The sequence below is a fragment of the Ruegeria sp. E5 genome (assembly GCF_056534105.1).
Map to the genome: position 1 here is coordinate 51,535 of NZ_JBQFPA010000001.1, position 13,188 is coordinate 64,722.

Sequence of the window (13,188 nt, forward strand, 5' to 3'; positions counted from 1 at the left end):
GCAACCGACTCGAAACTCTAGCCATGAAGCTATCATTTTGTGGTTTCATTATGTCCAAAACTGGAAAATATGGTCAATCTTGTGGAAAATGGGGCAATTGTTCGCTCTGGCGGGCCAATCGGGCTGTTTGGTGGGGGCGAAATCTGTTCAGAGGATGTGAATCTGGTGCTAAATCGCGTCAATTCTGCCGTTGCGGCGGATGGCGGTGCGGCTGCGTTGATTGATTCGGGACGGATGCCGGACGCAGTGATCGGCGATTTGGACTCGATTACGGCAGAATATCGGGCCCGGATTCCCAAGGATCGGTTGTTCCGGATATCCGAGCAGAACAGCACCGATTTTGACAAGGCGCTGCGCAATATGGATGCGCCTGTGGTGCTGGCAGCAGGATTTCTGGGCGCGCGGGTGGATCATCAGTTGGTGGCGTTCAATACTCTGGTTCGGTTGCAGGATCGGCCTTGTGTCCTGTTGGGTGCACGAGAAATTGTCTTTCATGCGCCACCCAGGATCAGTCTGGAGCTCACGGCAGGAGACACGGTTTCATTGTTTCCGCTACGGCGGGTGACCGGTCGCAGCGAGGGGCTGGAATGGCCGATTGATGATCTGGTGCTAGAACCGGACGGGCAGGTCGGAACCTCAAACCGAGCGCTAGGAGCGCTAACGCTTGAGGTCGATGGACCCGGGTTGCTGACGATCCTGCCGCGCGCGGCGTTGGATCAGGTCATGCAGGCGTTTCAGTCGGGCCGGACCGAGCGTTGGCCCGCTCGTGCAGGATAACGTAGAGCCCGGCCGCGATTGTGATGCCGATGCCTAGCGCGGCCAGCCCGTTTGGCAGATCGTGGAAGATCAGCCAGCCGATCAGGGTGGCGACCGGAATCTCTAGATATTGCATCGGGGCCAAAGTCGCAGACGGCGCATAGCGCAGAGACCATGTCATAAGTAGATGCGCCACGGTGCCCAGCACACCGATTCCCAGCAGCAGCCAGAGTGTCTCGCCAGTGGGCATTGTCAGGGACATTGCGGGCAGGCCGATCTGGGAACCCAGCAGGACAATCGGCAGCAAAAAGGCGGTTGCCATGGCCCCCGATACAGCCTGCAGCGCAACCGGGTCCGTTTCCTTGGCGATCTGCCGCGTAACCAGCATGAACAGGGCGAAGACCACCGCAACGATCAGGGGCAGCAAGGCGGGCGCGCCCACTTGTGCAAAGCTGGGTTGGATGACCAGCAAGGTGCCGATGAATCCCACGACACAGGCGACCAGACGTCGGGGGCCGACCTGTTCGCCCAGTACGTATTTGCCCAAAAGCAGCATGATGAAGGGCATTACAAAGGCGATGGCCACGGTATCGGCCAGCGGCATATATTGCAGCGCTGTGAACATCGCTGCGATACCAATGATGTGCAGAAGGGTGCGGATCATCGTCAGGCGCAAAACGCGCGGCATCATCTTCCATGGCTTGCCGGTCATCGCGATCAGTGGGATCAGGATCATCGCCTGAACAGCAAACCGCACCAGTACCAGCAGTCCCAAAGCTGTGGTTTCACCCAACAGCTTTGCCATCCCGTCACCCAGCGGTGCGAGCACGCAAAAACCGAGCATCAAAATGATGCCGAGAACGGGACGATCCTGAGTCATGTGCGCGACGCTAGCGCTTTAGCGGCACAGGGGGAAGCTCTGATCTCAGGTGTCGGGCAGGGGTTGGACTTTGGTGTAATCCGGGCCGATGCAGGTGGGCAGGCCGTCACCAAGCTGCAGCCAGCTAAGCTTTTCCTCGTGCGCGACATGCAAGGTCGGGCTGAGTACTTCGGGATTTTCCAGTGTCGCGACGTAGAGATGCATCACATCCGACATCACCGTCGACCGGAAGGATATCGGTGTGCCGCAATGGGGACAAAAGCTGCGCTCGACCCCGGGGGAGGAGTTGAAGCGTTTCGGTTCTTCCCCGATCCAGCGCCAATTGCCGTCGCGCACGCCGAAATAGGTGGTCATCGGAGCGGCGCATTGGCGACGGCAGCTGTCACAATGGCAGGTGACACAGGACAGAACCGGAGGATCAACCTCGTATCCAATCTTGCCGCACAGGCAGTGTCCGCGCATGTCACCCCACTTGTTCTTGCTGTCAGATCAGCAGTTCGGCACGTTGACGGCCAACCCGCCCAAAGATGTTTCTTTGTATTTCTCGTGCATATCCTCGCCGGTCTGGCGCATAGTTTCAATGGCCGCGTCCAAAGGCATAAAGTGCTTGCCGTCGCCACGCAGGGCCAGCGAGGCCGCCGAGACGGCCTTAATCGCGCCCAATCCGTTACGCTCGATACACGGCACCTGCACAAGGCCCGCGACTGGATCGCAGGTCATGCCAAGGTGGTGTTCCAACGCGATCTCGGCGGCATTTTCAACCTGCTCAGGCGTACCGCCCATCACGGCGCACATGCCTGCCGCAGCCATGGCTGACGCGCTGCCAACCTCGGCCTGACAGCCCGCTTCAGCGCCCGAGATCGAAGCGTTGAATTTGACCAGACCACCGATGGCGGCGGCGGTCAGCAGGAAATCCTCGATATGGCTTTCGGACGCGCCGGGCACGTGATCGAGGTAATAGCGCAGAACTGATGGCAGCACGCCTGCCGCGCCATTTGTGGGGGCGGTGACAACTTGCCCACCGGCTGCGTTTTCCTCGTTCACGGCCATGGCGTAGACGCTCATCCAGTCGTTGATCGTATGCGGGGCATTCAGGTTCATGCCTCGTTCCGCCAGCAGGGCATCGTGAATGCCTTTGGCGCGGCGGCGCACGCTGAGACCACCGGGCAGGATGCCATCCGTTTTTAGCCCACGCTCGATGCAGTCATTCATGACCTGCCAAAGACGCGCGGTGCCTTTGGCAAAGCTATCCGCGCAACCGCGCGCGATCTCATTTTCGCGCTTCATCTGAGCGATGCTTTTACCGTTGTCTTTGGCCATTTGCAGCATTTCGGCGGCGGATTTGAACGGGAAGGGCACAGGCGCACCTTCGTCAGTTGCCTTGCCTTCGGCCAATTCCTCTTCCGTAAGAACAAATCCTCCACCGATGGAGTAGTAGACCTGACGCAGGATGACATCGCCTTGTGCGTCAGTGGCCATCAGGATCATACCATTGGCATGACCGGGCAGATTGTTGTCGTAGTCGAAGATCAGATCGGCTTTGGGATCAAAGCTCAGCGTCGGCAGGCCTTCGGGTGTCACCGTATGGGATTCTGCGATAGCTGCCAGTGTGGCTTCGGCCTTGTCGTTGTCATAGGTGTCAGGCACAAACCCGGCGAGGCCCAGAATGGTAGCGCGGTCGGTGGCGTGGCCGACGCCGGTAAAGGCCAGCGAGCCGTGCAACGAGCCGCGCAGGCCCGAAAACTCGAACGGTGAGGCGCGCATCAGGTCAAGGAATCGTGCGGCGGCCACCATCGGACCCATGGTGTGGGAAGAAGATGGGCCGATGCCCACCTTGAACATATCGAAGACAGAGAGAAACATATCAGGTAGCTGAGCCTTCTGGAGGGTTGGCGTAGGTCGGCGAGGTGAAGGGAGTGACCCCCAGCCCCTCGGCGGCAATAGCTGCGCGGGTCGACGGGTTTGATTCTAGCTGCATCAGGATTTTTTGCAGATAAGGCGTGTCGGCGAGTTGATACCAGCTGCGGTCCGCCTTAGCGGGATAAAGCGCCATCCAGCGCATCATGCAGGCGACATATATCGTCAGGACTGAAGGGTGATCAGCACTGAACCAGTCGGGCGCTTTTTGGGCTTGAGCATCCAGCAGATTCAGGTGCTGCCGCAGCCGCGGGTGGATGCCGGAGCGTAGTGTATCGGCTTGATCTGCCGCGATGTATTTTTCGGCATAGAACAGGATTCGCAGATCGGCATGCAGGGTATTCGAGGCGAAGAACAGCCACTTCAGGAATGCCGCCCGATCAGGGCTGACCTGTGTCGGGGCTAATTGCCCATGCGTATCAGCCAGCCACAGCAGGATTGCGGCGGTCTCGAAGATCGGACCCTGGGGCGTCTCCAGCACCGGGATCAGCCTGTTCGGATTCAACGCCCGATACGCCGCACTATTCTGTGCATCACGGGCGCGATCGACCAGTATGGTCTCATAGGGTAGGCCCATCTCTTCCAGCGCCAGTCGGATCACCAGCGAGGCGTTGTCGGGGGCGTAGTGCAGGCGGTATGGCGATTCCATGGCGACTATCTAGGGGGTCTGGCGATCACAATAGAGGCTGATTGCGACGTTTCCTATCGGAAACGCGTATTTCAGCGACATGTTAGCACAGGTATGGCGTGTTTTGCCTCTCGCAGTTGCGCGGGGCATTCCGTATAAGTCTGGCAGTATTCTTGGGGGAAGCTGCCATGACCAGAGACTTGTCGCCCATCGACAAAGCGAAATACGTTGCTGCCTGTCGCGCCGCCGATCTTGTTCAGGACGGGATGCGTGTGGGATTGGGGACAGGCTCGACCGCCGCATGGTTGGTGCGCCGCCTGGGTGAACGGGTGCGCGATGGAGGGTTGAAAATCAAGGGCGTTCCGACATCGACCGCGACGGCGCAATTGGCGCGGGAAGAAGGGATCGAGGTCGTCTCGCTGGATCAGGCCGGCTGGTTGGACCTGACAATCGACGGCGCGGATGAGTTTGATGGCGAGTTCAACCTGATCAAGGGCGGTGGTGCTGCGCTGTTGCAGGAAAAGATTGTGGCCACAGCCAGCGATCAGATGGTGGTGATCGCGGATGCAGGCAAAGAGGTTGAGACGCTGGGCGCATTCCCTCTGCCGGTTGAGGTGATCCCGTTCGGCTGGCAGACCACCCGCACCCTGATTGAAGAAGCGCTGGACACAATGGATGTGCTGGGCACCTCGGTCACTTTGCGCATGAACGGTGAGGCGCCCCAGGTTACAGATGAGGGCAATCACATTCTGGACCTGCATCTCAAGCGGATCGGCAATGCCCGCCAATTGGCACTGGTAATGAATCAGATCCCGGGTGTGGTCGAAAATGGGCTGTTCATTGATATTTGCGACAAGGTTGTCATTGGTTATGGCGATGGCCGGGTCGAATTGCGTGATATCAATGAGGGTACAGTCCTGACCGATATGCTGGGTGACGGTGGGGACAACCTGTTTTCCGATCTGGCGGACTAAAGATCAGGCAAGTAGCGCGATAAACTGCAGAAGAAAAATCACTATTTCCCGCGCCAGGGGTTGGCAGTTCAGGATTTGCGCCCAGATATCCAGTGAATTTTGGCCACGCGGAATAAAAGGAACTCGTACATGAGCTTTGACTATGATCTGTTCGTCATCGGAGGCGGCTCGGGCGGAGTTCGCGCGGCACGGGTGGCGGCGGGTGAAAACGGCGCCAAGGTGGCTCTGGCGGAAGAGGATCGTTACGGCGGAACCTGCGTGATCCGTGGCTGTGTACCCAAGAAGCTGATGGTTTTCGCTAGCGAGTTCGCGGATACGGTCGGGGACGCGCAGGCTTATGGCTGGGACATGCAGCCGGGTGCGTTCAACTGGAACACTTTCAAAGTTAAGCTGCACGCAGAGCTCGATCGGTTGGAAGGTATCTACCGCAATATCCTGAAGAACAATGGTGTCGAGAGTTTCGACCAGCGCGCCCATGTCGTTGATCCGCATACGGTGGAACTGGCTGATGGTACCCGCAAGACAGCCAAGCATATTCTTGTCGCAACGGGCGGTCGTCCGGTTGTACCCGAGTTCCCCGGATCTGATCTTGCGATCACCTCGAATGAGATTTTCCACCTGGAGGAACTGCCCGAATCCATGCTGATCGTTGGCGGTGGATATATCGCCTGTGAATTTGCCGGGATCATGAATGGGATGGGGGTCAAAACGACTCAGTTCTATCGCGGGGCGCAGATTCTGCGGGGCTTTGATGATGAGGCGCGCGGGCTGATCAGTGAAGAGATGTGCCAGAACGGCATCGACCTGCATCTGGGCACCAACGTGCTTGAGATGAAAAAGCAAGGCGACAAAATCTGGGTGAAGGCCACAAATGGCTCCGAGCAGCTGTTCGACGTTGTGATGTATGCCACGGGTCGCGCGCCGAATGCGGATGATCTGGGGCTTGAGGCTTTGGGCGTCGCGCGCGGTCGCAAGGGTGAGATCATCGTGGATGAGTACAGCCAGACAGGCGTGCCCTCGATATTTGCCATTGGTGATGTAACCGATCGGGTGAACCTGACCCCTGTGGCGATCCGCGAAGGCATGGCCTTTGTCGAGACCGTCTTTAAAGGCAACCCAACGCCCGTTGATCACGAACTGATCCCGACCGCGATCTTTACCCAGCCGGAAATGGGTACTGTGGGCCTCAGCGAGGAAGCGGCTGCGGAACAGGAACCGATTGAGGTTTATGCGACCTCATTCAAGCCCATGCAGAAGGCGTTTGCCGGAGGCACACAGCGCGTGCTGATGAAGCTGATCGTGTCGCAAGAGACGCGGAAAATACTCGGCTGTCACATCGTTGCGCCGGGCGCGGGTGAGATGATCCAACTTGCTGGAATTGCCGTAAAGATGGGTGCCACCAAAGAAGATTTCGACCGTACGGTTGCAGTTCATCCGGTGATGGCCGAAGAACTGGTGACAATGCGGCAACCTGTGCGCACGGCTTGATTTGCAAGCGCGCGCACACACGTTACAAGGGAACCCGTGATCACACGGTCCAACACAAGGGAAAAGATACATATGGCGGGCAACAGCGGCGGCCCCTGGGGGGGCGGAGGCTCATCCGGAGGCGGAGGAAATCGGGGTAATAACGGGGATGGGCGCAAGCCCCCCGAAGGTGACGGCCCGCAGATCCCCGAGATCGATGAGCTGATGAAAAAGGGCCAGGAACAGCTGCGCGTCCTGATGGGCGGTCGTGGCGGCGGTGGCCGTGGTACAAATGGTTCGGGCGGCGGCGGTGGCCCCGCGTTTACCAAAGGGACCGTTGCGATCGGTCTGTTGGTTGCGGCAGGTCTGTGGGGGCTAGCAAGCTTTTATACAGTCAAACCCGAAGAACAATCTGTCGAACTGTTTCTGGGTGAGTTCTCGGCTGTCGGAAATCCGGGTCTGAACTTTGCGCCTTGGCCGTTTGTGACCGCCGAGGTCATTCCGGTCACCCGCGAACAGAACGAAGACATGGGCGGTGCCCGTGGCAGCGACGATGGTCTGATGCTGACCGGTGACGAGAATGTGGTTGATATCGACTATCAGGTTGTCTGGAACATCAACGACCCGGCGAAATTCCTGTTCAACCTGCGTGATCCGCGCCAGACGATCCGCGCCGTGTCTGAATCGGCGATGCGTGAGATTATTGCGCAGAGCGAACTTGCGCCGATCCTGAACCGCGATCGCGGTATCATTGCTGATCGCCTGCAGGAACTGATCCAAGAGACAATGGACAGCTACGATTCGGGTGTGAACATCGTTCGTGTGAACTTTGACAAGGCTGATCCACCGCAGGACGTGATTGCCGCGTTCCGCGACGTTCAGGCCGCCGCGCAGGAGCGTGACAGGTTGCAGAACGTCGCTGACGCCTATGCCAACCGCGTTCTCGCTGAGGCGCGTGGTGAAGCCGCGCAGGTACTGGAAGAGGCTGAAGCTTATCGTGCCCAGCAGATCAACGGTGCACAGGGTGAAGCCAGCCGCTTTAGCGCGGTTTTGGAGGAATATTCCAAAGCACCTGATGTGACCCGCAAACGTCTGTATCTGGAACGCATGGAGCAGGTGCTGGGTGACGTGGACAAGATCATTCTGGATGAAAACTCGACAGGATCGGGGCAGGGCGTTGTGCCTTATCTGCCGCTCAACGAGTTGCGCCGTAACCCTGCAGGGGAGAGCAACTGATGCGTAAGACAACGTTTATTCTGCCGATCATCTTTCTTGCGATTGTCGGTGTTCTGTCCTCGATCTTCATCGTGGACGAGCGTGAACGCGCTCTGGTTCTGCAATTTGGTCGCGTTGTTGCGGTTAAGGAAGATCCGGGGCTGGCATTCAAAATCCCGCTGATTCAGGAAGTGGTGCGGTATGACGACCGTATCCTGTCGATTGACGTTCAGCCGCTGGAAGTGACGCCTCTGGACGATCGTCGTCTGGTGGTCGATGCCTTCGCACGCTACCGGATTTCTGATCTGGAACAGTTCCGTCAGGCCGTTGGTGTCGGAGGTATCCCGGTTGCCGAGGATCGTCTGGACCGCATCCTGCGCGCCGAAACCCGCGAAGTGCTGGGTTCGGTTTCGTCCCGTGACATCCTCAGCTCGGATCGTGCCGCACTGATGCTGCGTATCCGCAACAGCGCGATTGCACAGGCACGTGCGCTGGGCGTGAACGTAATCGACGTGCGTCTGAAGGCGACCGATCTGCCGCAGGCCAACCTTGAGGCGACGTTTGACCGGATGAAGGCGGAACGTGAACGTGAAGCGACCGACGAACGCGCTCGCGGTAACGAAGCCGCGCAGCGTGTGCGCGCGCAGGCCGATCGGACCGTGGTTGAACTGGTATCGGACGCCAACCGTGAGGCCGAGATCATTCGCGGTGAGGCAGATGCCGAACGCAACGCGATCTTCGCCGAAGCCTATGGTGCCGATCCGGAGTTCTTTGAATTCTACCGTTCGCTGACCGCCTATGAGAATGCCCTGCAAGGCAGCAACAGCTCGTTGATCCTGAGCCCGGACTCGGAGTTCTTCAACTACCTTGCTTCTCCGACCGGGCGTCGGGCACCGGCAGCTGCGGCCGCTGAGTGATGGGCATGATCCTTCTGGCCTTCGGGCTGGTACTGATTGTCGAGGGGCTGGCCTATGCGCTGGCCCCTTCGCTTATAGAACGCATGCTTGAGGCGCTGCGCGCGTTGCCGGAACAGGCGCGGCGGCTGGTCGGGCTGCTTTGTGTGGTCAGTGGGCTGGTGCTGCTGTGGGGCGCATATCAGGTCGGTTTTTGATGCGATGGTTTCACGCACCGGTGATTTCCCCGCGATCCCGAGTTGCGGGCCGGGACAAACTGACTACATTGGTTGCAAAGAAGGGCATCCGGGTGATGCCAACAGAGAATTAGTCAACAAGGAGACCCCAAGTGCAGGCTAAGGCGCGCAGTGTGTCCGTCCGACGGGACGATTTTGTTATGAAGATGCGGCTGATGTGGCTGACGTTAGTGGGGGTGCTGCTGGTTTTGGCTCAATCTGTGTCCGCGCAGGCGCGGGGTGACAGCCTGGCACCGCTGGCTGAACAGATTAGCCCTGCGGTGGTCAATATCACCACGTCGACGCTGATCGAAGGCCAGACTGGCCCGCAAGGGATCGTGCCAGAGGGCTCACCATTCGAAGACTTTTTCCGAGAGTTTCAGGATCGCAATGGTGGGGACAATGAAAATCGTCCACGTCGCAGCAATGCGCTGGGCTCGGGCTTCGTGATCTCGGAAGACGGCTATATCGTCACCAACAATCACGTGATTGCCGAAGCCGATGAGATATTGGTCGAGTTTTTTCCCGGTGATGGCCAGCCCGCGAAAGATTTGGTTGCCAAGGTAATCGGCCGGGACGAAAAGACCGACATCGCGCTGCTGAAAGTCGAGGCGGAAGGGCCGCTGAAATACGTGCAGTTCGGTGACAGCGACATTGCCCGCGTGGGCGATTGGGTGATCGCGATGGGGAACCCGCTGGGGCAGGGCTTTTCGGTGTCAGCAGGGATTATCTCGGCCCGGAATCGGGCGCTGAGCGGGTCATATGATGACTACATCCAGACCGATGCTGCGATCAACCGGGGCAACTCGGGTGGGCCGCTGTTCAACATGAATGGCGAGGTGATTGGTGTGAATACGGCGATCCTGTCTCCCAATGGCGGTTCGATCGGGATTGGTTTCTCGATGGCTTCGAACGTGGTGATCAAGGTCGTTGATCAACTGCGTGAGTTCGGGGAGACCCGCCGCGGTTGGCTGGGCGTGCGCATTCAGGACGTGACCGAGGATATGGCCGAGGCGATGGGGCTGGACAAACCCGGAGGTGCGTTGATCAGCGATGTACCGGACGGCCCGGCAAAAGAAGCGGGCCTGCTGGCCGGAGACGTGATCATCAGCTTTGATGGCGTCGAGGTCGAGGATACACGCGGCCTTGTGCGGCAGGTGGGAGAGACCACCGTTGGCAAATCTGTGCGTGTGGTCGTGCACCGTGATGGAGGCACCCAGACCGTGCTGGTGACGCTGGGCCGCCGCGAAGACGCCGAACGTGCCGAGAACGGCGAAGAGCCGGAAGCCGAAACGCCGACGGAGGAAGACAAGGATATTCTTGGCCTGACCATCGCTCCGCTGGGGGATAGCCAGCGCGAGGAATTGGGTCTGGATGCCGATGCCGAAGGATTGTTGGTGACCAATGTTGATGAATCCTCGGAAGCCTTTGAAAAGGGTCTGCGCGCCGGTGATCTTATCACTGAGGCGGGGCAGCAGAAGGTGACTTCGATCACTGATCTGGAGACGCGGATGGATGAGGCGCGTGAAGCAGGACGCAAATCTCTGTTGCTGCTGGTGCGGCGGGGCGGGGAACCCCGGTTCGTAGCGCTGAGCCTAGAATAATAAACTCAGCGAACAGATCTGAAGTTAGAAGGTCGGGATATTTTCCCGGCCTTTTTCATACTTTGTAAAGAAAAAAGCCATATGCCGGGGAAGGCATATGGCTCTGTACAGGGAGAGGTCGGTGGACAGATATCGGGGATGATAAAACCGACCTCCTACGGTAACGGGATTGACCTTAGGGCAATCTTAAAGCTGCGTATGTGAAGCGGATCACATCTGTGCCGAAAATTTAGATTAAATCGGATTCGGCCAGTTGCCGCAGCGCGTCAAAGTCGTGGATCTGCAGCCCGCCGCGCGAAGCTTCGACGACATTGTCGCGTTTCCATGTCGAAATGGTCTTTGACACTGCCTCACGCGTCGCACCGACAAATTCAGCCAATTCGCTCTGCGAAAGCGTGATACGTGCCGTTGGGCTGTCCTGTTGTCCTGCCAGGTGCAAAAGCTTGCGCGCCAGTCGGATCGGCATCGGCAGGAATACCTGCTCGTTCAATTGAGCGCCCATATAACGCATGCGAAGACCGGCCAAGCGGATCAGATCCACCGCAAGGTCAGGATGTTCCCGGATCTGCGCCATCATGTCTTTCTGGCGAACGCGCAGGACTTTGGAGGGCTCAGCTGCTGTTACGGTTGCGGTGCGGGGACCGCTGTCGAACAACGCGATTTCCCCGAACACCTCACCTGGGCGCATCATGCTGAGAGACAGCTTGCGCCCGCTCGACGCAAGAAATGACACTTCGAGCGCACCGGAAAGAATGGCATAGAGCGCATCGCCTTCATCGTCCTGCTCGAACAGGACATCGCCCCGATCCAATGTGACTTCGGTGGCCTGGGCTGCCAGCATGGTGCGCAGCTCTTCAGAGGCTTCGGACAGGAATCCACTGTTGGGAAATGCCATCATTCGGGCGCTGATCTCCGGGGTTGAGTGGTGCGGGTGGTGACCCAACTTTTCACAGCTTCAAGCTTAAGCCAAGAAATTTTGTTAGCTTGTTACGCTTGGGCAAGAACAGTTATTGCTTGTCGGGATCATCCATATAGCTTTGTAGCAGGTTGAACTGCATCATCAGAAACGCCATCAAGGCAATGGGAAAGCCGAAGGTTTCGATCTTGACCCATAGGTCCGTTGACATCGTGCGCCAGACCAATTCATTGGCTGCGGCCAGTACTGCGAAACAGGCACACAGACGCCGGGTGAGGATCATCCAGCCCTCGTGCTGCATGGGTAGCATCTCGTCCAGAACATATGCCAGGTAGGATTTCCCCTGCAAAAGCCCGATCCCGAGGATGGCGGAAAAGAAGCCATAGACCAGTGTTGTTTTCATCTTGAAAAACCGCTCGTCATTGAACCACGCGGTGAGGCCGCCGAAGAAAATCACCATGAATGCGGTGAAAATCTGCATCCGGCTGAGCTTGCCGGTCAGGTACCAGAGGATGCCCATGGCAGCCAGCATCAGAGGCACGAACAGGATGGTGGCGACGATAAAGCCCGAATACTCGGTGCCGCCGATCACGAAATTGTCATCACGCAGGCGCAGGTAGATGAAAAAGAAGGCAAGCGGAGGCCCAAGTTCCAGTGCCTGTTTGAGGAAAGGGTTGATGTCTTTTTTCTCTGCCATGATTCCAACCTGCTGCTTACCCGCCCATTTCAACTATTACGGCGCCGAGTGCAATCAATGCCATCAACGCGATGCGTCTGGGCCCTACGGTTTCTTTCAGCACCAGCCAGCCGATGAGGGCGGCGAAGACGGTGGAGGTTTCGCGCAGGACCGCCGCTTCTCCGACCTTGTCGAGCCGTGTGGCGAGCATGATGGCACCGAAGGACATCGGCGCGATTATACCGCCCGCGAACCCGCGCAGCATCAGGGGGCCAAGTGCCGGGCGGTGGGTCATAGCGCGGTATCTGAGCGCAGCATAGATCGGCATCGCGGCCCCGTCGATCATGAAGAACCACGCAAGGAAGGTGAACGGGTCGGCCGTAGCGCGGATACCGTAGGCATCATAGGTCGTATAGAGCGCCACGAAGAGGCCCGTGACGACCGCCAGCACAAGCGCGATTTGCAGCGTATCTCGATTAGTCTCAAGGTAGCGCAGGTTATAGGCGGCAAGGCCGAAGATACCCGCAAGAAGCGTCGCGACTCCAAGCCATTGGATGGCCGAGAAGGTTTCACCGAACAAAAGATAGGCTCCGATCACGGTGAAGAGCGGGCCAGTACCGCGCACGACCGGATAGACAACGGTATAGGAGCCTTTGGTGTAGGCCATCGCCTGCAGCACTTTATAGCCGATATGGATCAGCCAGACGACGCCAAAGATCGGCCACATATAAGGTTCGGGCCATGGCACGATGAAGAAGGCGAATGGCATCGCCATAAGGCAGTAGCAGGCATCGATCGCCCCGCGCGACATCCACGGGTCGTGGCGGCCTTTTTGCAGTGCACCGAAAACCGCATGCAGGAAGGCCGCCATCAGCGCGAGCGCGAGGGCGAGTTGGTGGCCTGCTTCGGTGCCTTCGAGGGAGATCAGCCAGTCGCTCAAATCGGGGCTTTCGCTTGGGCGGAGAGAGTGGGGGGCTGTCTGCCCCCCACGCCCCCCGAAGGTATTTTCGGCCAGATGAAGGGGCG

14 protein-coding genes are annotated in these 13,188 nt (G+C 58.4%); 7 read left to right on the plus strand and 7 right to left on the minus strand.

Annotated features, from left to right (window positions below):
- Positions 1-69 precede the first annotated feature (69 nt).
- On the plus strand, positions 70-777 hold the full coding sequence (locus ACR0BI_RS00310; protein ID WP_170510662.1) for a thiamine diphosphokinase: 708 nt from the start codon (positions 70-72) through the stop codon (positions 775-777).
- Here the strand turns inward: ACR0BI_RS00310 and ACR0BI_RS00315 are convergent.
- From ACR0BI_RS00315 to ACR0BI_RS00330, 4 genes are read right to left on the minus strand one after another with little or no spacing between them, the layout of a single operon-like run.
- Positions 722-1,636, minus strand: a complete 915-nt coding sequence (locus tag ACR0BI_RS00315) for a DMT family transporter (protein ID WP_223118233.1) — start codon at positions 1,634-1,636, stop codon at positions 722-724. The genes ACR0BI_RS00310 and ACR0BI_RS00315 overlap by 56 nt on opposite strands.
- A 45-nt stretch (positions 1,637-1,681) precedes the next feature.
- Complete coding sequence (locus ACR0BI_RS00320) at positions 1,682-2,098, minus strand: GFA family protein (protein ID WP_170510657.1); 417 nt, start codon at positions 2,096-2,098, stop codon at positions 1,682-1,684.
- A 27-nt stretch (positions 2,099-2,125) separates the two neighbouring features.
- Positions 2,126-3,499, minus strand: a complete 1,374-nt coding sequence (locus ACR0BI_RS00325) for an L-serine ammonia-lyase (RefSeq protein WP_170393564.1) — start codon at positions 3,497-3,499, stop codon at positions 2,126-2,128.
- A 1-nt stretch (position 3,500) separates the two neighbouring features.
- Complete coding sequence (locus ACR0BI_RS00330; protein ID WP_480561783.1) at positions 3,501-4,202, minus strand: glutathione S-transferase family protein; 702 nt, start codon at positions 4,200-4,202, stop codon at positions 3,501-3,503.
- A gap of 167 nt (positions 4,203-4,369) precedes the next feature.
- Here ACR0BI_RS00330 and rpiA point away from each other — a divergent pair, with 167 nt between their 5' ends.
- From rpiA to ACR0BI_RS00360, 6 genes are all read left to right on the plus strand, one after another.
- Complete coding sequence (gene rpiA, locus ACR0BI_RS00335; RefSeq protein ID WP_480561781.1) at positions 4,370-5,155, plus strand: ribose-5-phosphate isomerase RpiA; 786 nt, start codon at positions 4,370-4,372, stop codon at positions 5,153-5,155.
- A gap of 129 nt (positions 5,156-5,284) precedes the next feature.
- The gene (gene gor / locus ACR0BI_RS00340; protein WP_170393558.1) at positions 5,285-6,643 is read left to right on the plus strand and encodes a glutathione-disulfide reductase; all 1,359 of its coding nucleotides are present in this window, start codon (positions 5,285-5,287) and stop codon (positions 6,641-6,643) included.
- A gap of 72 nt (positions 6,644-6,715) precedes the next feature.
- On the plus strand, positions 6,716-7,858 hold the full coding sequence (hflK, locus tag ACR0BI_RS00345) for an FtsH protease activity modulator HflK (RefSeq protein ID WP_170393723.1): 1,143 nt from the start codon (positions 6,716-6,718) through the stop codon (positions 7,856-7,858).
- Positions 7,858-8,754, plus strand: a complete 897-nt coding sequence (hflC, locus tag ACR0BI_RS00350) for a protease modulator HflC (protein WP_170393556.1) — start codon at positions 7,858-7,860, stop codon at positions 8,752-8,754. The genes hflK and hflC overlap by 1 nt, the downstream gene beginning before the upstream one ends.
- A complete protein-coding gene (locus ACR0BI_RS00355) occupies positions 8,754-8,948 on the plus strand; it encodes a DUF2065 domain-containing protein (RefSeq protein ID WP_170393554.1) in 195 nt (64 codons plus the stop codon). Before hflC ends, ACR0BI_RS00355 begins: the two co-directional genes overlap by 1 nt.
- A 179-nt stretch (positions 8,949-9,127) precedes the next feature.
- Entirely contained in the window at positions 9,128-10,570 is a 1,443-nt protein-coding gene (locus ACR0BI_RS00360; RefSeq protein WP_480503421.1) for a Do family serine endopeptidase, read from the plus strand.
- 229 nt (positions 10,571-10,799) lie between these two features.
- Here the strand turns inward: ACR0BI_RS00360 and ACR0BI_RS00365 are convergent, their stop codons facing one another.
- From ACR0BI_RS00365 to ACR0BI_RS00375, 3 genes are all read right to left on the minus strand, one after another.
- Positions 10,800-11,468 (minus strand): Crp/Fnr family transcriptional regulator, encoded by a 669-nt coding sequence (locus ACR0BI_RS00365; RefSeq protein ID WP_170393550.1) that lies wholly within the window; start codon positions 11,466-11,468, stop codon positions 10,800-10,802.
- A 109-nt stretch (positions 11,469-11,577) separates the two neighbouring features.
- Positions 11,578-12,183 (minus strand): inner membrane-spanning protein YciB, encoded by a 606-nt coding sequence (locus ACR0BI_RS00370; RefSeq protein WP_480561779.1) that lies wholly within the window; start codon positions 12,181-12,183, stop codon positions 11,578-11,580.
- Between the two features lie 16 nt (positions 12,184-12,199).
- Positions 12,200-13,102: an EamA family transporter gene (locus ACR0BI_RS00375; RefSeq protein ID WP_480561777.1), complete on the minus strand. Its 903-nt coding sequence runs from the start codon at positions 13,100-13,102 to the stop codon at positions 12,200-12,202.
- Between the last annotated feature and the right edge of the window lie 86 nt (positions 13,103-13,188).